The 23,337-nt window shown below is 28.4% G+C and carries 21 protein-coding genes; all 21 read left to right on the top strand.

From position 1 onward, the window contains the following. The first annotated feature begins 119 nt into the window (after positions 1-119). The 21 genes from ACN5J5_RS00910 (at position 120) to ACN5J5_RS01010 (ending at position 23,337) form a co-directional block, all read left to right on the top strand. Positions 120-1,223, top strand: coding sequence for a YaaC family protein (locus ACN5J5_RS00910; protein WP_418645483.1), 1,104 nt, complete (start codon positions 120-122; stop codon positions 1,221-1,223). A gap of 178 nt (positions 1,224-1,401) precedes the next feature. Further along, positions 1,402-2,343, top strand: coding sequence for a hypothetical protein (locus ACN5J5_RS00915; RefSeq protein WP_418645484.1), 942 nt, complete (start codon positions 1,402-1,404; stop codon positions 2,341-2,343). Between the two features lie 163 nt (positions 2,344-2,506). Next, positions 2,507-2,923, top strand: a complete 417-nt coding sequence (locus ACN5J5_RS00920) for a DUF5946 family protein (RefSeq protein ID WP_418645485.1) — start codon at positions 2,507-2,509, stop codon at positions 2,921-2,923. A gap of 2 nt (positions 2,924-2,925) precedes the next feature. Further along, a complete protein-coding gene (locus ACN5J5_RS00925) occupies positions 2,926-3,465 on the top strand; it encodes a DUF5946 family protein (RefSeq protein ID WP_418645486.1) in 540 nt (179 codons plus the stop codon). 738 nt (positions 3,466-4,203) lie between these two features. After that, positions 4,204-5,058 carry a hypothetical protein gene (locus ACN5J5_RS00930; RefSeq protein ID WP_418645487.1) on the top strand — a complete coding sequence of 285 codons (855 nt, stop codon included), beginning with the start codon at positions 4,204-4,206 and terminating at the stop codon, positions 5,056-5,058. A gap of 125 nt (positions 5,059-5,183) precedes the next feature. Continuing rightward, positions 5,184-5,801, top strand: coding sequence for a hypothetical protein (locus ACN5J5_RS00935; RefSeq protein ID WP_418645488.1), 618 nt, complete (start codon positions 5,184-5,186; stop codon positions 5,799-5,801). A 1,410-nt stretch (positions 5,802-7,211) separates the two neighbouring features. Then, positions 7,212-8,375 (top strand): hypothetical protein, encoded by a 1,164-nt coding sequence (locus tag ACN5J5_RS00940; RefSeq protein WP_418645489.1) that lies wholly within the window; start codon positions 7,212-7,214, stop codon positions 8,373-8,375. A 253-nt stretch (positions 8,376-8,628) separates the two neighbouring features. Then, positions 8,629-8,841: a DUF6140 family protein gene (locus ACN5J5_RS00945; protein ID WP_418645490.1), complete on the top strand. Its 213-nt coding sequence runs from the start codon at positions 8,629-8,631 to the stop codon at positions 8,839-8,841. 4 nt (positions 8,842-8,845) lie between these two features. Next, positions 8,846-10,903, top strand: a complete 2,058-nt coding sequence (locus ACN5J5_RS00950) for a hypothetical protein (RefSeq protein ID WP_418645491.1) — start codon at positions 8,846-8,848, stop codon at positions 10,901-10,903. A gap of 780 nt (positions 10,904-11,683) precedes the next feature. Further along, on the top strand, positions 11,684-13,651 hold the full coding sequence (locus ACN5J5_RS00955; RefSeq protein ID WP_418645492.1) for a DUF262 domain-containing protein: 1,968 nt from the start codon (positions 11,684-11,686) through the stop codon (positions 13,649-13,651). Positions 13,652-13,878: 227 nt separating this feature from the next. Further along, positions 13,879-14,319 carry a helix-turn-helix domain-containing protein gene (locus ACN5J5_RS00960; protein WP_418645493.1) on the top strand — a complete coding sequence of 147 codons (441 nt, stop codon included), beginning with the start codon at positions 13,879-13,881 and terminating at the stop codon, positions 14,317-14,319. Beyond that, a complete protein-coding gene (locus tag ACN5J5_RS00965; protein WP_418646516.1) occupies positions 14,283-15,131 on the top strand; it encodes an IS3 family transposase in 849 nt (282 codons plus the stop codon). Before ACN5J5_RS00960 ends, ACN5J5_RS00965 begins: the two co-directional genes overlap by 37 nt. A 916-nt stretch (positions 15,132-16,047) precedes the next feature. Beyond that, a complete protein-coding gene (locus tag ACN5J5_RS00970; RefSeq protein WP_418645494.1) occupies positions 16,048-16,590 on the top strand; it encodes a hypothetical protein in 543 nt (180 codons plus the stop codon). A gap of 3 nt (positions 16,591-16,593) precedes the next feature. Next, the gene (locus ACN5J5_RS00975; RefSeq protein WP_418645495.1) at positions 16,594-17,820 is read left to right on the top strand and encodes a DUF4407 domain-containing protein; all 1,227 of its coding nucleotides are present in this window, start codon (positions 16,594-16,596) and stop codon (positions 17,818-17,820) included. An 11-nt stretch (positions 17,821-17,831) separates the two neighbouring features. After that, positions 17,832-18,758 carry a DUF4407 domain-containing protein gene (locus tag ACN5J5_RS00980; protein ID WP_418645496.1) on the top strand — a complete coding sequence of 309 codons (927 nt, stop codon included), beginning with the start codon at positions 17,832-17,834 and terminating at the stop codon, positions 18,756-18,758. Next, complete coding sequence (locus ACN5J5_RS00985) at positions 18,751-20,385, top strand: hypothetical protein (protein WP_418645497.1); 1,635 nt, start codon at positions 18,751-18,753, stop codon at positions 20,383-20,385. Before ACN5J5_RS00980 ends, ACN5J5_RS00985 begins: the two co-directional genes overlap by 8 nt. Before the next feature lie 8 nt (positions 20,386-20,393). Continuing rightward, a complete protein-coding gene (locus tag ACN5J5_RS00990; RefSeq protein ID WP_418645498.1) occupies positions 20,394-20,894 on the top strand; it encodes a hypothetical protein in 501 nt (166 codons plus the stop codon). A gap of 6 nt (positions 20,895-20,900) precedes the next feature. Next, positions 20,901-21,200 (top strand): DUF6804 family protein, encoded by a 300-nt coding sequence (locus ACN5J5_RS00995; RefSeq protein WP_418645499.1) that lies wholly within the window; start codon positions 20,901-20,903, stop codon positions 21,198-21,200. Between the two features lie 329 nt (positions 21,201-21,529). Then, on the top strand, positions 21,530-21,970 hold the full coding sequence (locus ACN5J5_RS01000) for a helix-turn-helix domain-containing protein (protein ID WP_418645493.1): 441 nt from the start codon (positions 21,530-21,532) through the stop codon (positions 21,968-21,970). After that, on the top strand, positions 21,934-22,782 hold the full coding sequence (locus tag ACN5J5_RS01005) for an IS3 family transposase (RefSeq protein ID WP_418646517.1): 849 nt from the start codon (positions 21,934-21,936) through the stop codon (positions 22,780-22,782). Before ACN5J5_RS01000 ends, ACN5J5_RS01005 begins: the two co-directional genes overlap by 37 nt. A gap of 192 nt (positions 22,783-22,974) precedes the next feature. Further along, positions 22,975-23,337, top strand: coding sequence for a PadR family transcriptional regulator (locus ACN5J5_RS01010; RefSeq protein WP_418645500.1), 363 nt, complete (start codon positions 22,975-22,977; stop codon positions 23,335-23,337).

Raw genomic sequence — 23,337 nt, forward strand, 5'->3', positions numbered from 1 at the left:
GTGTCACACCAAAAGTGTGGTGCTTTTCTACTATTTTTATTTACAAACTGAAAATAAAAGTTAATTTATTCTGCTACTTTTCATATACAAACCGTTAGCCATAATTAAGGAAAATCGCTATGAAATTAGAAGACATTGGAGAAATAGCATTGAGAGAATATAAATCTGTGAAATATTTTCCTTTCAAAAATCAGGCTGGAGCACCTTTTAGTTTAACATCTGACCCTTTAGGTTATTTAGAAGCATATATTGACAGTTGGCACAATTCAATAAAAAGAGATAAATATAAAGTAAAAAATAAGTTAGTAAAAGCAAGATATTTCACTCAATTATCACGAGATTTTTACAACTCTTCTTTACAAGCCAAAATGCCTTCAAAAGGTACTTTATTATATTATTCCTTTATTAATTTGGTAAAAGTTTATCTTCTAATTGAGGGATATGATTTAGAAACGAAAGTTGAGCATCACGGATTATCTTTACCAGCAACTTCTACCAACAAATTGAAACTAGCAAATCCAAATGGAGGTGGAATTTCAATTTTTCACGAATTTGCGAAAGTTTTAGGAAAAGAAATCAAAAATGGAGATGGTGTCGATTTAAACTTTATTGATTTAATTTGGGAATTACCAGAAGTACACGAAATTGGATATGCGTTAGATTTGTTCCCTAAAAAAAGGAAATTTTTACCAGTTGAAATAAAAATCAGAACAAACAAAAATAGAAATAGGCTATTTTATACAGTATCTTATGAGAAAAAGTTTGATAAACAAATGAAAGTTGACAAATTAACTAAAGGAATTTGTAAACAAAAACTTACTGAATTAGATATTGAAAATGACTCTAAAAGAAAACATTTCAGGTCAAAATACTCAACTGCTTACACTAAAGGTTCAAACAGAAGTTGGGTAATGTGTTATAAAAAAATAATTCAAGATATAAACACTTTAAATATCACACCAATGTTGACAAGACAAGGTTATAGATATTATTTAGACCTTGAACCATATAGATTACACAGATTAAGTTCATTTTTAGGTTTTGCGTATTATATTGGAACAATTGCAAGATATAGACCAACTCTGAATGAAAAGATTTTAAAAGGGAAATTTCAACCTTTAATTAACGAAGCAATAATTTCTTGTCCGAATCAATTTTTCTATTTAATGACAAGTCATATTACGAAACAAATTTGTGCAATCCCAATGGCGAAAATAGAATAACTATGGCTAACAACGTGTATAATTAATGGCTAGTTCTCGCCTACTTACGAAAATCCTCGCGGATTTTCTATTCGGTTTTTATTTGCTAAATTAGATGCTTAAACACGCCACTAATCATACACAAACACGTTGTACCACATTTACGAGCGAGTTTGAAAACAACCTGAGAATTGAATAAATGAATGAATTAAATGACATAATAAAACCCTTTGATTGGGAAAAAAAAATAAGTAAATCTTTAGAAATAAATCCTCAAATTTCTAAAATGCTAAAATCCCAAGAAAGAGTAATGAAACAATTAAGCGATTTAAATATGGCTTCTAAATTAAGTTATCCAGGTTTAGATGCCATAAACAAAATATTCAAATCTTATAATTTCCCACAAAACAATTTAATCCCAAAAACTACGATTCAAGCTTTTGCATCTATTACAAAGCATCAAGAGCAATATTTAAATAGTTTCAAACCAATAGCGGAACTAATGAAAACTCATTCATCTGCTTTTGCTCAAATTAACAGTTTGAATTTTGCTTTAAAAGGTATTTCTGCTCAAATCGCAACAATTGCTTCTCAACAAGAAAGATGGAATTTAATTGACGACTTTGAGGAAGTTACAGAGCAGACAATAGAGTTCGCAGAAAAATTAGACAGAAAATTAACCGAAGAACAAAAACGTGAATTTCAAGTTCTTTTAGACCTTGTTTTTGTATTTATAAAAAAACATAAGACATTAGGAGTATTCTCATTATTAATAATTGATATTTTCTTACGTTTTGCTGGATTTCATCAATATTATGATTTTCTAAAAGAGAAACCGAATCTTGCGACAAAAGAAGATATTAAATCCCTAAATATAAAACAAGATTCGTCCATTTATTTCATTAAAGAAATTAGCAAACAATTAAAAGAAGTAAAAGAATTCAGAATAACAAATAGAGAATGTTTAGTTAAACTAAAACCTAAAAAAAGAACTTCTAAATTAACTAAATTACCTTTAGGATTTGAAGTCATATTAATACAAGTTCATCATAAATGGGTTTATGTAAGCTATTTTAATCCTGAAGATAATTTACCGCAAACAGGTTGGATTATGAAAAAATATTTAAACAAACCGAAATAAAAACGTGGTACAACACCGTGTATAATTAATGGCTGGTTCTAGCCTACTTACGAAAATCCTCGCGGATTTTCTATACGGTTTTTATTTACTAAATTAGGTGCTTGAAAACGCCACAAATCATACACAAACACGTTAGCCACAAGTAAAACCGAATACTATAAAAGTGATAAAAAACAACGAACATTTTAACGAGTTATCATTTTATACATTACCCCACCCTGATTCTGTTTATTTCATTCATCAGTTAGTTGTGGATGCTTTTACAGCTCAAACCGCAAATGAAAACACCAAGAGAATTAGTTTAGTTTTTTCATTAGTAGGTCTCTATCTTTTAATTGAAAAAAATTATACAGGACGAGAAATTCAAAGAGCACATACTTTATTATCTAATCATAAAGATTTTTTACCTGAAATTAAACTTCCTTCTGAAAGAGGAAATATTACCATAATTGATGTTTTGAATAACAAATCGAATCGTGACAAACTAATCAAAGAATGGTGTTTTTCTGTGTGGGAGCAATACAAAACCAACAATATGAAAAAAATCAAAGAATATTGTGAAAATTATTTATCTAAATAAAAATGCAAGATTATACAGATAACGCAAAAAAAAATGGAGTTGTACTTATTGAAAAAGGAAAGTGTCAATTTTGTGGTGCAGACGTAGAAGAAGGTATAAAAAATTGTGTTGACATTTCTAATCAAGGATTTGAATATCAAATTGATTTTCTAGATTTTAATAACCTAATTTATAAATTCCTAAGTGTTGACGCTCATACTTTACAGCATTCAGAAATTCACGGAAGATGGAATAATCACCTTCATCTTACAAGATTACATCTGATATTCAAATATAAGATAAAGTGGACACATCAATCGACTCTCAAACTCAGCAAATCACTAAACATATACAAGAAATTACACCTAGATGAACATCTTACTCCTCCAAAACCTCTTGAGAGAGGATTATTATCAATAACTGACGTTGTTAAAAAATCTAAGAATGAAGAGGAATATAAAGAAATGATTAAAGAATGGGCTTTAGAAGTTTATAACTGTTGGGAGAGACATCATAAAACAGTGGGGAAAATTGCAGAACAATATATTAATACCAGTGGCTAACAACGTGTATAATTAATGGCTAGATCAAGCCTACTTACGAAAATCCTCGCGGATTTTCTATTCGGTTTTTATTTGCTAAATTAGGTGCTTAAACACGCCACTAATCATACACAAAACCGTTGGGTTTCATTAACGAAAAAATTTTATAAATCAATGTTTTTAGTATTTAAAGTAAATTTTTAAATGGTGGAAAAATTTTCGAAAAAGTTCTATTGAAATATTGTTCGTTACATAAAAATCAGCTTGAAAAATTTCAGCTTTTAATTATATTAATCTCAGAAAAACGTCAAAAAAAATATTTTGAAAATTCTCGGTTTTTAAGAATCATTTTTACAAACGGAAAAATTCCAGTTGAGAATTATTGCGGAAAAATTAACAACGGAAAAATAAGAGTTTTTAAAGCTTAATTCTATGATTTCTATTTTTGGAAAAACCTCAGAAATATTGAAAAATAGAATTTAATATCAGAGCGTGAGAATCAAAACCGCGGAATTAAACTCTTTGCGTGAAAAGTTTTCTAAAATATTAATTGAAACGGAATTAAAACAAAAACAGCGGAAAAAAACTAAAAACATATAAAACGAAAACCCAACAACGCGCATAATTCATTAAGGTAGAATTTCCTTGCGGAAATTCCTCGCTTTTTTACTATCTTTCGTTCAAATTCGGAAAAGTGCTGCGCTCTTTTCCTTAACGAAATCATGCACAAACACGTTGTAGCCAATATAAGAAACGCCTATGGGAACTTGGGGAACAGGAATTTCTTCAAATGATATTTACGAAGATATTAACTATGAATTCTTTGAATTATATAATCAAGGAATGGAAGTCTCTGCGATTACCGAAAAGTTAATTAAGGAAAATAAGGAACTGATTGATTCTCACGAAGACCAAAATAATTTTTGGATAACTATCGCTAAATCTCAATGGGAATGTAAATCACTTGACCCAAAAGTTCTTAATCGAATTAAAGATATTGTCGAATCTGGAAAAGATATTGAATTGTGGAAAGAACTTGACGCTTCAACATCTGATTTGACTAAAAGGAAAAAAGTTTTAGATAGTTTTTTAGAGAAAATATCGACCGAAAAAAAGACATCTCGAAAACGAAAGGTGAAAAAATCACGAAATGCAATTTTTGAAAAAGGCGATTGTTTGGCTTTTAAATTAAATGATGGAGATTATTGTGGAGTTTTTGTTTTAGAATCAGAAAAGGAAACGGAATTCGGACTGAATTTAATTGTTGTAACTGATATTAAACAATCAGAAAAACCAAATGAAAAAGATTTCGAAAACGCAAAACTATTATTTAGACTTGAACAACAAATAAACAAAGAGTATAAACCAAAGGAACAAATTAGTTGGTATTATGCTCAACATTTCAAAAAATCGGAAACGGAATTTGAAAAAATTGGACAATTAAAAGTTAATAAAGATTATTTTTCAAATAAAGATTATCAGAGTTTTTCGAATTGGGACAATCTGAAATTATTTCAAGACGAATTCTATTCTGACTTTGAAAATAATAAGTGTAAAAACAAAGTTAAATTAAGTAGCTTAAGGAAAAAATACTGGCTACAACACCGTATATAATTTATTGCTAGTTCTAGCCTACTTACGAAAATCCTCGCGGATTTTCTATTCGGTTTTTATTTGCTAAATTACGTGCTAAACCACGCAACAAACCATATACAAACACGTTGTACACAATATTAGAGATGGACCAAGAGGTTGATAAAAAATTAAAAGAACTAGAAAAACTAGAATCAAAAATTATCTCACTAGGAAAGGAAATGCACAAAAATAAAACCTTTCCTATTGACCTTTTAGCTAATGCTGTTCTGGATCGAAGTTTAAAACTAATTTTTGGCTTTACTACTTTAATTAGAAACGAAAATTATATTTCTGCTTGTCATCTTGTTAGGTGCCATTTAGATAATATACTTCGTTTTTCTGGTGCTTGGTTAGTTGAAAACCCTCATACATTTGCGACCGAAATTATTAAAGGAAAGCAAATGGACAAAATTAAAGATAGAGAAGGAAACTATCTAAAAGACTGGTATTTGAGAAATAAAATGAATGAAGAATTTCGTTGGGTAAAAAATGTTTATAAGGAAACATCAGGTTTCATACACTTAAGTGATAAGCATTTTTTTGCAGCAACAAAACTAATTGATAGTAAAGAAAATATTATTGAATTAAGTATAAGTAAAAAAGACATCAATATAAATGACAATTTGAGAATTGAAGCAATAAATGGAATGATTGGAATAACAAAAATCCTGTTTTCATACATTGAAAGTTGGATTTGGACAAAACAAAATAAAGAATCCTAAAAAATACTATGTACAACACCGTATAAAATTAATTGCTAGTGCAAACCTACTTACGAAAATCCTCGCGGATTTTCTATTCTGTTTGTATTTACTAAATTAGTTGCTTGAAACACGCAACTAATCTTATACAAGACCGTTAGCAAAAACTTTGGAGCTGCAGCCTGAAATGTTCCTGTTTTTAATTATGTTTTCTGCTTAAAAATTTAAAAAATAAAAACTCGCTAATTTAGAATTTTTATCACTTTTAAAAATTGAGCAAAACGTGGAATTAAATTCTTTGCAAAATCATTAAATCTGAGAATTTTATATAAAGTTGGAAAAATTGAATAGCAAAACGTAAAATAAGATCTTTATAAAAATATTAAACGTGAAAACTTATTCAAAAACCGGAAAAATTGAATTGCGGAATAGAAAGTGTCAATTAAATTAATTGCAAAAATTTTAAGCAGGAAAATTTTATTATATAAAACTTAAAAACATATTTACGGAGCAAAACGTAACTAAAAACTCTTGCTAAAATCTATGACTTTATTTGTGAAAAAATCCTAGAAATATTGAAAAAGTGAAATTTAATATCACAACGTGAAAATCAAAAACGGCGGAATTAAAATCTTTGCGGAATATATTTTAAAAGAAAAATAGGAAAGCATAAAAAAACACGCATTTGCTAACAACGTGTATAAAAAATTGCTTATTTTTAGCTTAATCAAAAGTTGTTGCTCTTTTGCGTTTGTCAATTTTTCCTGCGGAAAATTTGCCGCTCACAAAATTCGCAACTTTTCATAACACAAAACCGTTGGGTTTAATGCAAAAAAATCTCGTTGAATTTCAAAAATTTTAGTCTTTTAAGAACAAAAAAAGTTATTTAATCTTGAGAAAAATAAAGGAATACAATTATAAAAGGAAACTTATTATTGCGGAATTTTCTCTCAAACCTAGAATTGAATAATTTTATGGAATTTAATTTTGAAAACGTAGAATTGAGAACTAAAACAGAATGAAAAATGGAGACTCAACTTTGCGGAATTTTTTACTCAAACGCAGAATTGAATAATTTTATGGAATTTAATTTTAAAAATGTGAAATTGAGCACAAAAACGGAATGAAAAATGGAAACTCAACTTTGCGGAATTTTTTACTCAAACGCAGAATTGAATAATTTTATGGAATTTTATTTTAAAAACGTGAAATTGAACACAAAAACGGAATGAAAAATGGAAATAAATAAACTAAAAAACAATAAAACAAAAAGCACTAAAACCCAACAACGTGTATAGTTCATTACGGGGGATTTTCTTGCAGAAAATCCTCGCACTTTTACTATCTTTGGTTTAAGTTCGGAAAATTGCTGCGCTCTTTTCCGTAACGAAACCATACACAAGTACGTTGTGCAACATTTAAAAAATCAAGATGACAAGAAAAATCGTAACATTAATATTAATTTTTGCCCTTAATTCTGCAATTGCCCAAAAAACTATTAAAATTCCGAGATTTTTGCAAAACTCAATGGATTCTATTACAAAACAGAATTTTAACCAAAGTTTGGAAACCTTTTTTTTAGAAATGAAACAAGGTAAGCTAAATGAAGATTTGCTAACACCACAAAGAGCAGATTTGACAAAATCACAGCTTCAAGAGTTAGTGAACTACGAAACAAAAAAGGACAGTACAGCTAAAAAAAATCAAGACAAGCAATTGATAAATATTTATCCAATTTCGAAAGATAAATATTTTATAACAATCTCTTATATCTATCAAAATCCAGAAACTAATCCAATTCTACTCTACAATATAAATCTAATAGCAACAGAATCAAGTGACAAGTTCACATTTTCTGTTCCTCTTGATTATTTGACACGATATTGGAAAACAGAAACAGTAGGTAATATAACTTACCATTTTAGAGAGAACATTAATATAGAAAGAGCTAAAATATTCGACAATAAAAATATTGAGATAGCTGGAAAATTAGGTTTGAAACCAGAAAAATTAGATTTTTATATGACTGATAATTTCCAAGAGATTTCTGAGCTTTTGGGATTTGGATATTCTCTTTATTCAAACGGCAAATATAGAGATGGTTACGGAGTGGATAGCAAAACAATTTTTGCGGTAATGAACAACGAGGACTTTTCTCACGATATGTTCCATTACTATTCAGGACAAATAAACAAACGTGCGAACCGGAACTGGATTACAGAAGAAGGAATTGCCTATGCTTGGGGAAACGCTTATTACACGGACAAAAATGGCGAAATGGTTACAAACGAAAGACTTGTTACCGAACTAAAAGATTATCTAACAAAAAATCCTAACACAAACATTTTTGAGATTTTTAGCAATAATGAAAAGATTTTCAACAATATCGCAAGTGAAATTTCAGTACGTTCTGTAATATCGGGAATTATTGCAAACCAAGTTGAAAAAGAAAAAGGTGCAGACGGTATTTCAAAATTAATCAATGCTGGAAGTCAAGTTAGATTAGAAAGTTATTTAAAAGCTACTAATGAATTGATTGGGATAAATAAAGAAAATTTCAATTCAAAAGTTGGAGAATTGATTAAAAACAAATAACAAACCTGAAGAAAAAACGTTGCACAACACCGTATATAATTTATTGCTAGTTCTAGCCTACTTACGAAAATCCTCGCGGATTTTCTATTCGGTTTTTATTTGCTAAATTAGGTACTTAACCACGCAACAAACCATATACAACAACGTTGGCAATAATTAATGCGAAACCGCCAACTAATTACATAAAAACAAACTAATTACGATTTTCCGTAGAAAAAAACAACTAATTAAATTCATAAATTAAAAAAAAGTTATGGCAACATTTGAAATTAAAACAAAAGAAAAAATGAATGTTAATGGAGAATTCGTAGACAAAGGATTGTCTGTACAAATCAGTATAATGAATTCAAATCCATTTGAAGATGTTGAGAAAATACATAAAGCTTTTATGAGTCTTCACGAATTAGATTTTAAATCTACAGACTATTTAAATATGGGTTATTTGAAATCTAATAAAACGAACTAATTTTATGAAAGAATTAATTGATAAGTTTTTAATAAAGAATACAGTTAAATTAAACTTCTCTGGTAAAGTTTATACTTACAATCAAAATATAGATAGAAATGTTATAAACAGGTTAATTGACAAATATAACACTGCATTTGAAGAAGAAGTTTTAACAATACAGGATAACTATCTAGCTATTTTCATAAATGAAATCTTTGAAGACAATTCTAGCCGTTTTACACGAATGGATAGAAATCATTATTTTTCTTCAATCTTTAATGAAAGTTACTTAATTTCTTTGTACTCTGAAGAGACACAAGGTTCCAATAAAAAACCAGACAATTTAAGAATAGTACAATGGGATGAAGTAGATGAAATAAAACTATTAGAAGATCAAGATAAAGATTTGTTTTTCAGATTTTTCATCACAAATAGTACAGATACAATCGATATTTACTCTGAACGTTTTGCTACCTCAAATTTAAGAACATGTAGGGAATTATTAAAACTTTTTAATTCAATTAAAGATGTTGATTTAAGTCAAATAAAATCAAACTATCAAGAACGAGTTGACAACTTAATTGAACAAAAAAAGTATCAAGAAGCATTAAATTTAACAAATGACGTTATTTTAGAAATAGATAATAACACTGAATATTCACAAGATTATATTATAGCAAGTTTTCATAAATCAAAACTTTTACTTCGTTTAAATGAATTAGATAAATCATTAAAAGCTATAAATGATTTAATCGAATTATGTAATGAATTAAAAAAAGAAAATGAAGAAGACGTAAATGAAATGTATTTTTTAGCTTATGAACTAAAAAGTGAGATTTGTTACGAAATGAAACGATTTGATTTAGCTATTAAAAATATAGGGTTTTGTGAAAAACTTATTAAAGAAAACAATAATAACTTTATCAGTAAAGGAGAATCTAAGGCTATTAAAGATGCAAAAACAAAATATTACAATGCTTTAGTTAATGAGTTTTCAAAAGTTTCAGTTCATAGTAGAAAACAAGTTTTTATAAGTAACAAAATACATCCAACTGAAAACTTTCTTACTCTAAACAAACAAAATCTTCCTTTAGATATTTCTTTTCCTTTTGGACATCCACATATAAATAACTTATACACTTGCCATCCATTAAAACATAATTATTATATACCATTAGCAAAAATTAAACAAGAATTATTTAAAGATAGAATATCTGAATTCTGTTATTTAATGCAATGCTTAGGAGCAACTAAAATTGAAATTAACACCTCTAATAATAAATCAAGAGAAAAGAATTCAAAATCTTCTTTAAAAGTTGATGCCAAACTCGATTATAAAGCAATAAAAGCTGAAACTAACTACGAAAAAAACAGGAAAGAAGAGAATAAACAAATGGAATTATTTGGCATTAAAAAAGTACAAATTTTTAAACCGATTAATAAACCTTACGTTCCTGAAGACTTAATTTGGTATAATTCAGAAACTAGTTGGCAAAGGTTGGTAAATCAAAGAATAAAAGGAAATATAGAGGTTCATACAGAAAGCATAGTTAGTACATTTAATGAAATAGTTTCTAATAATGAAATTACTAAAATAAACGCTGAACTAAAATTTTTATTACCAAAAATTGGAGTTGATTACAATAAAGAAAATGAAATTAATACTAACTCTAGCGAAACATTAGAATGGGCTGTTTCTGTTCAGTTTCAAGATAAAGAATTGCTAGAACAGAAAAAAACAATTGAAATTTCTGAGACAAACAATGAAATTGAAAAATATAAAGAAGATGTATTATTTATGTTAGAAGATGACAGTGTGATTGACGAGAATGAAAGAAAGATTTTAAATAGAAAAATAAAAAAATATGGCCTAACAGAAAGTGAAGCTATAAATGCAGAAAAAGAAGTAATTGCTAATATCTTCAGCGAAAGTGAATTGTTATACATAGAAGAATTAAAAGACATTATGGAAGATGGAGAAATAACGGAAATTGAATTAAAAATACTTGATAGGTATGCAAAAAAGTTTGGGATAAACAATGAAACACAAAAAAAGATAAACGGACTATTTATAAAGTAAAAACTATTGCCAACACCGTATAAAATTAATTGCTGGTTTTAGCCTACTTACGAAAGTCCTTTCGGACTTTCTATCTGTAATTTATTTACTAACTTTAGTGCTTAAATCACACAACTAATCTTATACAAACACGTTGGGTTTCATTAACAAAAAATCGTAAAAATTCAAACTTTTAGATTTTTAATTGAGTTTAAAATATTAGAAAAACTTGTGGAAAAACTATATTGGAATTTTCTCAGAAAACCGTAAAAATATAATTTGAAAATTTTTGTTTTCTAATTATATTTTTCAAAAACAGAAAAATTCCAGTTGAGAATTGTTCTGTAAAAAGTTGGAGTATTTAGAGTTAAATTTTCAAAGCTCTTACTTTAGAAAAATCTCAGAAAGAATAAAATAGAATATAATAGAAAAAACAAATCACGGAATTTAGCAAGTTTGCGGAATTAAAATTCTTTATGAATAATTGCGGAAAAGTAAAATAAAAACAGAATTAAATACTAAAAAAAGAGAATAAATCGCGGAATTTACCAAGTTTGCGGAATTTAAATTCTTTATGGAAATAATTATGGGAAAATTATTTTGACATTAAAAAGTAAAACAGAAAACTAACATAACGAAAACCCAACAACGTGTATAGTTCATTACGGGGGATTTTCTTGCAGAAAATCCTCGCACTTTTACTATCTTTGGTTTAAATTCGGAAAATTGCTGCGCTCTTTTCCGTAACGAAACCATACACAAACACGTTGGCATTCATTATAAAAAAATTCAGAACTTTAAATGGCAGATAATAAACTTCAATCACTAACCGAGATATTTAATGAGAAATTTTTTCGAATTCCTGACTTCCAAAGAGGTTTCTCTTGGGAAACCAATCAACTTGAAGATTTTTGGGAAGATTTAATAAATCTTAAAGAAGACAAAATCCATTATACCGGACTTTTAACTGTTGAGTCAATTTCAAAATCAAGTGTTAAAAATATTGAAAAATGGCAAGATGATTTATGGCTTTTTGAACGTGATTTGAGTGCATATTACTTAATCGATGGTCAACAAAGATTAACTACTTCTATAATTCTTGTCAACGAAATTTTGAACCTATTTAAAGATGACGAAGGTATAAACTTTAAAGAAAAATCATATTGGGTAAATAAATTTTTATACCAAGCGTATGGAGACAATTATAAATCCTACATTTTTGGTTACGAACGAGATAATCCAAGTGATGAATACTTTAAAACTAAAATATTAGAACAAAAATCTTCAACTGCAGACAAAGTACCAGAACAAACACTTTATACATTTAATTTAAAAATAGCAAAAGACTTTTTTCAAAAAAAATTAGAAAAACTTGAAAAAAAAGAAATTGGAGAAATTTTCAAAAAAATAACATCTAAGTTTAAATTTAATTTTTACGAAATCGATGAAGAACTAGATGTTTATGTTACTTTCGAGACAATGAATAACAGAGGGAAACCTTTATCTAATTTAGAACTCTTAAAAAATCGATTAATCTATCTTTCAACATTATTAAATGATGATATTGATATAAGAACAAGGTTAAGAAAAGACATAAACGAAACTTGGAAAACCATATACGAATTTTTAGGAAAAAACAAAGATAATCCAATGGATGATGATGATTTTCTTCGTAATCATTGGATTATGTATTTCAAGTATGACAGAAAAGAATCTGCTTCCTATGCTAAGTTTTTACTTAACAAAAAATTTACAGCTAAAAATGCTATTAAAGGAAAAGTTGAGCTAACTGATATTAAAGAATATATAGACAGTTTATCAAAATCAGTAAAATCTTGGTTTTATATTTTCAATGCTCAATATTCAAGTTATAATGATGAAACAAAAGAATGGCTACAGAAACTCAATAGACTAGGAATGAGTGCTTTTCCACCATTATTTATGGCAACAATGAGTAAATGTAAAGAAGAAGAATTTTTGCCTTTACTAAAATCAGCTGAAAGATTTATTTTTCTCGTATTTAGAATGTCGCAAAGACCATCGAATACAAAAAATAGCCACTTCTACAGATTATCAAATATGTTTTATTTTGGTAAAGACTATTGGGGACAAGGGGAAACAGATATTTTTAAAGTAATTAACGATGTTGATTGGTTAACACAAGGAGAATCTGGAAAGGGAGAAGACTATGTTTATCACGGCTGGTTTGACCTTGAAAAATTTCAAAATTATGTTAAAGACCAAAATGAAAAAGGAGATGGCTTTTATTCTTGGAATGGATTGCGTTATTTTCTTTTTGAATATGAGCTTTATTTACAAAACAAAGCAAAAGGTAACCAAAAAATTTCCTGGTCAGACTTTAATGAACGTAAAAAAGAAGACACTATTGAACACATTTATCCTCAAACACCTAAACACACCTGTTGGACTTCTGAATTTAAAAAATATTCGAAAAAAGAAAAAATAAAACTACTAAACAGTTTAGGAAACTTAGTGCTTCTTGGTCAATCAAAAAATTCGGAATTTCAAAATAAATGCTTTGACTTCAAAAAGAAACATATTAATAAAGAAGGTGACGAAGTTGGTTTTTTTAATGGAGCGTATAGTGAAATACAAGTTTCAAGTTATGATAAATGGACATCTGCCGAAATAAAAGATAGAGGAATTAAAATGTTTTTATTCTTAGAAGAAAGATGGAATATAGATTTTAAAAGTTGGGAAATAGATAAAGAAGAAATTATGTTATTAGATTTTCTAAACAATAAGTAATAATAATCTCTGAAAAAACAACGAAATGCCAACATCATATATAATTTATCGCTAGCTTCTCACCTACTTACGAAAGTCCTCGCGGACTTTCTTGGTCGGTAATTATTTACTAAATTAGGTGCTTGAAATACGCAACAAATCATATACAAAAACGTTGGCAAACATTTACCAATTGAATCGTCCTGAAATAGGTTGACTAAAAAATAAACATTTAATTATAGTCACTTATGAAAACACAAAATGAACACTGGCGAAAAAAAAGCTATCAAAAAGTAACACTCGAACTCAAATTATCTGTCGTTGACCAAATTCTAAATGGTCAGATCTCTACTAACTTTGCTTCCAAAAAATATGTCGTTCCAAGAACTACAATTGCCTATTGGATCAAAAAATATACTACTTTAATGCAACAAAATACTGGTATGAGTAAATTAGATGAAATTAAAAAACTAAAGGAACGTATTGAAGAACTGGAGTTTGTAAAAGACTTTCAGCAAGATATTATTGCGGATATGGAAATCATCACAGGTGTTGGTATGTCAAAAAAGTCGTTGCCCAAAACATTAGCGAAAGAGATAGCACTAAAAAAGAAAAACCGTTTAAAAGAAAATGGTTCTATCAATGTTTTGGGATTAGTAAACAAGCCTTTTACAAAAGAGAAAAAGTAAAACAAACCAAAGCTATTAACGACATTAAAATAATTACGATGGTCAAAGAATATCGTAAAAAAGTAAGCTCCAGAACTGGAGGTAAAAAACTATATAAAGAACTTAAAAATCAGTTAATTGAACAAGATATTAAAATCGGTAGAGATAAGTTTTTTGAAGTATTAAGACTACATAATTTACTGGTTCCTAAACTCAAAAACTACATAACTACCACGAATTCTAATCATTTATTTAAAAAGTACAAAAACCTCATTATAAACAAAATACCTACGAGACCTGAACAACTTTGGGTAAGCGACATTACATACATTAAAACAGAAAATGGACACAACTATTTAGCTATTGTAACAGATGCATACTCAAAGAAAATTATGGGATACAAACTAGATAATCATATGAGAGTATCACTCTGTAAAGACGCTTTAAAGATGGCTTTAAAAAATAGAAAATATCCATCTAAAAAATTGATTCATCATTCTGATAGAGGTATGCAATACTGTTGCCCTGAATATACTCTGTTTGCTGAAAATAATGGAATAACAATGAGTATGACAGAGCAATATGACCCGTATGAAAACGCTATTGCTGAGAGAATCAATAGAACGTTGAAATATGAACATGGACTGAGAAACTGTCTTAAAAATACTTCTATTGCTCAAAAGTTAGCTAAACAGGCGGTAGATATTTATAACAATTTAAGAACTCATTTTAGCCTTGACTTAAGGAAACCTGCGGAAGTGTATTTAAATCCAAACATCAAATACAAATCGTATCGAAAAAATAATGTAAATTTGACTGAACTAACAATTTAAAAATAAACATAGTTCAAAATGTTTTTTGCCTTCTAAACGGCTAAAAAAATAGTTTGAACGGTATAAATTAACCTGAAAAAAGGTCAACCTATACCAGGACAATACAAAAAAATTTTATAAATCAATGTTTTTAGTATCTAAAGTAAATTTTTAAATGACGGAAAAATTTTCGGAAAAGTTCTATTGAAATATTGTTCGTTACATAAAAATCAGCTTGAAAAATTTCAGCTTTTAATTATATTAATTTCAGAAAAACATCAAAAAACATTTTGAAAACACTCGGTTTTTAAGAATCATTTTTACAAACGGAAAAATTCCAGTTGAGAATTATTGCGGAAAAATCAACAACGGAAAAATGTGAGTTTTAAAAGTTTAAATCTATCGCTTCTATTTTTGGAAAAACCTCAGAAATATTGAAAAATGGAATTTAATATCAGAGCGTGAGAATCAAAACCGCGGAATTAAACTCTTTGCGTGAAAAGTTTTCTAAAATATTAATTGAAACGGAATTAAAACAAAAACAGCGGAAAAAAACTAAAAACATATAAAACGAAAACCCAACAACGCGCATAATTCATTAAGGTAGAATTTCCTTGCGGAAATTCCTCGCTTTTTTACTATCTTTCGTTCAAATTCGGAAAAGTGCTGCGCTCTTTTCCTTAACGAAATCATACACAAACACGTTGTGCATAATGCGAAAATCGAATCGTGCTGAAATTGAACATTTGAACAAAAACGCCAACGTGCAAACAGCACATTTGGTTTTTTGCCAACACATAAGCCAACGCTGAAAAAACCAAAAGAGCTGTTTTTTTTTGCCAACGCTCAACCGAAATGAGGAAAACCGTAAGAAAAGAAACAGAATAAATAGTATTTTAGAAAAATCAAAACCGACTAACAAACACTAACCAAATCAATGATATTAAATATAACTCACAAATTAAAAGTGTTTTATGATTATTTTATATGCTCATTACTATTTGTGAAAAATTTACTTTTTACTAAAAAACTTGTAGTAAATAACTTTTTGTACACTACCAAAATAATTATTCAAGGAAATGAGGCAGAATTAAATTGGCAAACAACAGGTTGTCACAAAATCTTAATAAAGGGTTTAGGAATATTAACGGGTAATTCGTCAAGCACAAGGATTATTCTAAAAGGTAAAATAAATCCTATAAAAATAATCTTCTTTGGAATAGGTGGTCAAAAAGAAATTAGAGACATAGTTATTAAAACCCAATTACCTTTTCTTGTAAATAAATTTGATGCAAATTATAAAAAAACAAATCTTACCTCAATACCGTTTTCCCAACAAAATTTAAAAAATATATTGATAAGTTCTTATCATTTGAAAGAGCCAAAGAGTATTAAATTAAAAAAGACCACTATTATTCCAATCAAATTAAAGGCGCAATTTGAGCCTTTTATCAAATCAAACTATCCAATCAAATCTTAAAATATGGAAAGAGACTTCTACAAAAGCCCAAAAGGTTCAAAAATAATGAAATTCTTCTGGAAAGCCTCAGGAGGTGACAGTTACATCTTAGAGCGTTCAACTTATTCTGACCAAGTTAAATATATGTGCCTTGGTGGTATTATTGTCGCTACTGGACTAATGGCAGCATTAGCTGGAGGATATGCTTTTTATACAATTTTTGAACCAAAAGGATCTGCTATAGAAGTCGATACTGTAAGCTGGACTACATCATTAATTTCTGTAGTTTTCGGTATATTTTGGGGTTTGATGATTTTCAATCTTGACCGCTTTATTGTTTCAAGTACAGGAGTTGGTGATGGTACTGAGGCAATTACTTGGGATGAACTTAAAGGTGCAATTCCTCGTTTGCTTATGGGTACAATTATAGCATTAACAATTTCAAAACCTGTAGAAATTAGAATGTTTAAATCTGAGATTGATGCTGAACTTCATACAGAGCAAATGAAGAAACAGCAAGAATACCTTGGTGAAATTAATTCAATCTATGCAGATAGGATTCAAAATGAAACGAATAAAATTGATAAATGGGAAAGTGAAATTCAAAATAAAGAAGAGAGATATGTTGAATTAGAAAATTTGCTTACTAAAGAGATGAGTGGTCAAGCTGGACCTCGTGGATATGGACCAGAGGCAAAAAAAATTGAACAGCAAATGGGAAGGCTGGATAAAGAAATCAAAATAATAAAAAATAAAAATATACCCTTAGTAGAAGAATCTTATGAGAGTATTAAAAAATTTGAGGTAAACAAGCAAAAAGATATCAGCAATGCAGAGGTCGTTTCATCTGGTTTAGATGGTTTATTAGAAAGAATAAAGTTAGCACATAAAATAGCAGGATTTTGGATTTCGTTATTTATAACTTTACTTTTTTTAGCAATAGAATTGACACCTATTTTCTTTAAATTAATGCTGATAAAATCACCTTATGATTTCCTTAAACAAAATGTACAAGAATTAATTAAAGCAGAACAAGGCATTTATATTCAATACAATTACCATAAAGATAAAAATGGTCAAGAGCGAGATTTAATTAAACATCTCGAATCAGAAAAGTTATTACTAGAAAAGAAACAACTACTAAAAGCTCAAGAAGAATTAACCCAATATGCCATATCCAAATACAAAGAGGATATGATGAAAAAAATAGATAAAAACCCTGAATCATTTATCAAGTCTGATACTGTATAATATTAAGAGAAATGAAACTTAAACAGTTTTTTTGGACACTATCTGGTGATGATGTAAACGTAATTGCCAAGTGTAACAATAAAACCAAAAGACGTTTTACGTCTATTGGGATTTTGGTTGCAGTAATTTTTACATTATCCTTTACGAGCTGTTATTTTGCTTTTACTAAACTACTTCAAAATTTTTGGGGAGGTATTTTGATTGGATTATTTTTTGCTTGGATGATTACCAATATTTACTTATTTCTACTTTACACATTATCAAAAACTGGATTTCCATACGTTCCAAATAAATTTGCTCGATTTATTTCAGTTGGAATACGGCTAATTTTTATTGCTTTTATTGCAATTATTGTGTCCAAGCCTATTGAAAGTATTGTTTTTTCAAAACAAATTGAATACGAAATTTTATCATTCAAAAAAGAAAAAATTAAACGTTACACAAAAACAACTAGTAAGTACATAGATAAAGAGATTTTAGAATACGAAAAACTTCTAGTTGGAAAAAATGATAAATTCTATCTTAATTTAATTAAAAATAGAAATGAACGAAAGTCTTCACTAATTGCCTCAATGAACAAATTAGTTAACAAGTCTAATTATTACATACAAGGTATTATCATTTTGAATAACAAATATCCTATATGTTGGTTAATAACAATTTTGATTATTTCGATGTTTATTATTCCAACATATCTTAAAATTTTTATACATAAAGACAGTATATTCTATAAGACAAAACACTATGTAGAATCACATCTAGTAAAGTATGAGTACGAACTTTTTAAGGAAAAGTACAATGAAATTATTCGACATAATTATGGTATTGATGTTCATTTTACAGAACATTACTCTGATGCACCATTTAACACAAAAAGAATAGTAAATAAAAGAGAGATTCACAAAGAAGAAGATTTATTAGCTAGTTTATATGCCTAAATATGAAATCATAGAAAACCATATTGAGAGAAGGACTTACATAAAAGGTAAGTTTAAAGGCAAATTTATTGGGTATTTTGACCCAAGAAAATCTGATGTAAAACACGAAAATTTTTATGACCTTGAAGTAATTTCTGGTGAGATTAAAACTACTAAGAAAAAGTCAAACATAAGACATTGGGAAACAGGCGAACCAGAAAAGTTTCAAAATATCCAAAAATTCTTAACAAAGCTTCCAGAAAATTTACCACTTGAAATTACTTATGAAAACGGGGAAACCAAAACCTACAATGTAAATTTAAATGACAAAAAACTTAGTAATTACAAGCTTTCAAGTCAGGTTTATGAAAACAATAAAGTGTTTGGCGATATCTCAGGAAGTATTTCAGGGTATTTAAAGCATTTTGACATTGAATATGTTGAAGTAGAAATTAATGATAAAAAAACAGAAAAAACTACTTTACCCACATTACCAGATAAGGTTAAAACAAAAAAGCAAACTGGTAACACAGAATTAAATGGAAACTACAAGCGTTGGGAATATTATTATTCTGACAAATCTAAATATTGGGGTTCTTGGGAAAAACAATACAAAACTAATTCAGACTTTTCATTTTGGGAAACCTTAGGTTTAATAATTCAAATCATTGTAGCTGGAATTATCATAATTCCTCTTCTAATATTTGGATGGAAAATTATTTTACCAATCGCAATTTTAATAGGAATAATATATTTAATCTCACTTTTAAGCAATGTATTTTTAAATCTTTTTAAATGGTTTTTTAGGTTTACTGGTATTGCAATTTTAGTATTAACCGTTTTTGGTATAATTTCACTTTTTTCAAACTCTATAAAAACAACTGTTTCAAAAACAAATATTGATTTTGATAATGAAAAAGAAATAAGTGAAACAAAATTGAACCCAATAATTGGAGATAGTATAATTTCACATCACAGAATTTGGCAAGATTATACTAACCAATTGTACGAAACAGACTTAGAAATAAGATTGTCTGATTATCAAGATGCTTCTCAACTAAGAAATAATTTATCAATTCCTTTAAATAATACAACTCAATACAACAGAATTGTATCCACTATCCACAACTATGATTTAAAAAAGCTCGACTTGGTATATTCTAAGTTAGATAGCTTGCAGTCCCAAAACAGTTTGAATAAAATTCAATTTGCAGAGGTTATTGTTTCTTTAATTCAAGATATACCTTACTCATTAATATTGAGTGATGCGTGTGATGCAAGTATATATAATGATGAATTCATAAAAGAGTATTTGAATGGAGATGGTAACTGTTTAAGTAATACGAGATATGGCCTACTTACACCTGTTGAATTTATGTCAACCTTAAAAGGTGATTGTGACACTAGAACTCTTTTACTATTTACAATACTTAATCATTATAATTACGATGTTGCAATGTTATCAAGCGAGCTTTATAAACATTCAATAATTGGAATAAATCTGCCATACCAAGGTATTTCAAAACTCATAAATGGAAAAAAATATATAGTCTGGGAAACTACTCAAAAAGGCAGTCCACCAGGTTTAATCTCACGAGAAATTTCCGATATGAGATTTTGGCACATTTCTTTAATATCAAATAAATAATTATCAATATGACAAATATTTTAACTTTATTAGCAGTTTTAGTAAGTACAGCTGTTTCTGTATTTCTTTTAAATAGTTTTGTGAAATTTAAATTAAAAAATAAACTTTCAGAAAATGAACATCCTATAACAATCTCTTATTTTAAAGGAGTTTTGTTTGTTTCAATTGGTTTATTACTTAGTGAGTTATTCACAACATTCCAAACACTTACCAAAATATTACCTAGTCAGCTAGAAAGTAGTAATTTGATATTTAAAGAAGTTTCATTTTATTGTATCTTTTTTGCAATTACATTATTGATTTTTGTTGTTTTATTCTGGATTTCAACATTACTTTTTAATTTACTGAGTAAAGGTGAAAGTATTTTTGTCGAAGTCGCTAATAACAACTTACAATCAATAATATTGTTTTCTGCTATATTGCTAGCTTTTACTTTTGCCATAAAAACCGGTATAACACCATTACTAGATGAATATATACCTTATCCTGAAATGCCAATTTATCGTTAATAAAAAATGATTAGAATAATTAAAATTGCATTAGCAATATTATTGTTTTTATGCTTGTTAGATATGCCTTATGGATTTTATCAGCTTGTTCGTTTTGTGACACTAGTCGGATTTGGAATTTTAGCATATTCAGCAAGAGAAAAGGAAAATAAAACGGAAATGATTATTTACGGAGGACTTGCACTACTCTTTCAACCGTTTTTCAAGATAGCACTCGGTAGAGAAATATGGAATATTGTGGACGTAATTGTCGGAATAGGGCTTATTGCAAGTTTGATAATTAGTAACACAAAAAGCCAACGCTAAAAACCATACACATTTACAGTCGCTCCTTCCAAGCTTCACCAAAACTGTAAAAGAGTAAGTCTTTGCCAACGCTTAATCCGAACCAAATAACAAACATCGGAAAACCAAGTAGAACGTGAAAAGCACTATGCACAACACCGTGTATAATTAATGGCTAATACTCGCCTACTTACGAAAATCCTTGCGGATTTTCTATTCGGTTTTTATTTACTAAATTTAGTGCTTGAAAACGCCACAAATCATAACACAAACACGTTGGCTGTAATTATGAAAATTGAATCGTCCTGAAATAGGTTGACTAAAAATTAAACATTTAATTATAGTCACTTATGAAAACACAAAATGAACACTGGCGAAAAAAAAGCTATCAAAAAGTAACACTCGAACTCAAATTATCTGTCGTTGACCAAATTCTAAATGGTCAGATCTCTACTAACTTTGCTTCCAAAAAATATGTCGTTCCAAGAACTACAATTGCCTATTGGATCAAAAAATATACTACTTTAATGCAACAAAATACTGGTATGAGTAAATTAGATGAAATTAAAAAACTAAAGGAACGTATTGAAGAACTGGAGTTTGTAAAAGACTTTCAGCAAGATATTATTGCGGATATGGAAATCATCACAGGTGTTGGTATGTCAAAAAAGTCGTTGCCCAAAACATTAGCGAAAGAGATAGCACTAAAAAAGAAAAACCGTTTAAAAGAAAATGGTTCTATCAATGTTTTGGGATTAGTAAACAAGCCTTTTACAAAAGAGAAAAAGTAAAACAAACCAAAGCTATTAACGACATTAAAATAATTACGATGGTCAAAGAATATCGTAAAAAAGTAAGCTCCAGAACTGGAGGTAAAAAACTATATAAAGAACTTAAAAATCAGTTAATTGAACAAGATATTAAAATCGGTAGAGATAAGTTTTTTGAAGTATTAAGACTACATAATTTACTGGTTCCTAAACTCAAAAACTACATAACTACCACGAATTCTAATCATTTATTTAAAAAGTACAAAAACCTCATTATAAACAAAATACCTACGAGACCCGAACAACTTTGGGTAAGCGATATTACATACATTAAAACAGAAAATGGACACAACTATTTAGCTATTGTAACTGATGCATATTCAAAGAAAATTATGGGATATAAACTAGATAACCATATGAAAGTATCACTCTGTAAGAACGCTTTAAAGATGGCTTTAAAAAATAGAAAATATCCATCGAAAAAATTGATTCATCATTCTGATAGAGGTATGCAATACTGTTGCCCTGAATATACTCTGTTTGCTGAAAATAATGGAATAACAATGAGTATGACAGAGCAATATGATCCGTATGAAAACGCTATTGCTGAGAGAATCAATAGAACGTTGAAATATGAACATGGACTTAGAAACTGTCTTAAAAACACTCCTATTGCTCAAAAGTTAGCTAAACAGGCCGTAGATATTTACAACAATTTAAGAACTCATTTTAGCCTTGATTTAAGAAAACCAGCAGAAGTACATTTAAATCCAAACATCAAATACAAATCCTATCGAAAAAATAATGTAAATTTGACTGAACTAACAATTTAAAAACAAACATAGTTCAAAATAGTTTTTGCCTTCTAAACGGCTAAAAAAATAGTTTGAACGGTATAAATTAACCTGAAAAAAGGTCAACCTATATCAGGACAATACAAAAACTTCTGAAAATTCAACAAAATTTGAAAAATCAAAAAATAATTATATATTTGTATTATACAAATTGAATAATACCATTTGATTATGACAAAAAACATACTACCTGATTTACTCTATTCTTGGGAGGAAACTTATAAAAAAGGACAACTAACTTTATGGATATTTCTTGCGTTGAAAGATGGACAAAAATATGTTGACGAAATTAAAGGGTTTATAGAAAGTAAATCCAAAAACACAATTAACTGTGAAGAACAAAGTCTTTATAGAAATTTGCGGAAATATGAACATATTGACGTAGTAACATTTGTAAATAAAAAAGGAAATAAAGGACCTGACAGGAAATACTACTTCTTGACCAAAATGGGAACTGAATTACTTGAAAAGTTTATCGAAAGAAACATAGAACTGTTTTTTTCCACCGAAATAAAAAACCTTCTAAAAAAATAA

Origin of the sequence: Tenacibaculum insulae, assembly GCF_964512435.1 — a bacterium.
GTDB classification, from domain to species: domain Bacteria; phylum Bacteroidota; class Bacteroidia; order Flavobacteriales; family Flavobacteriaceae; genus Polaribacter; species Polaribacter insulae_A.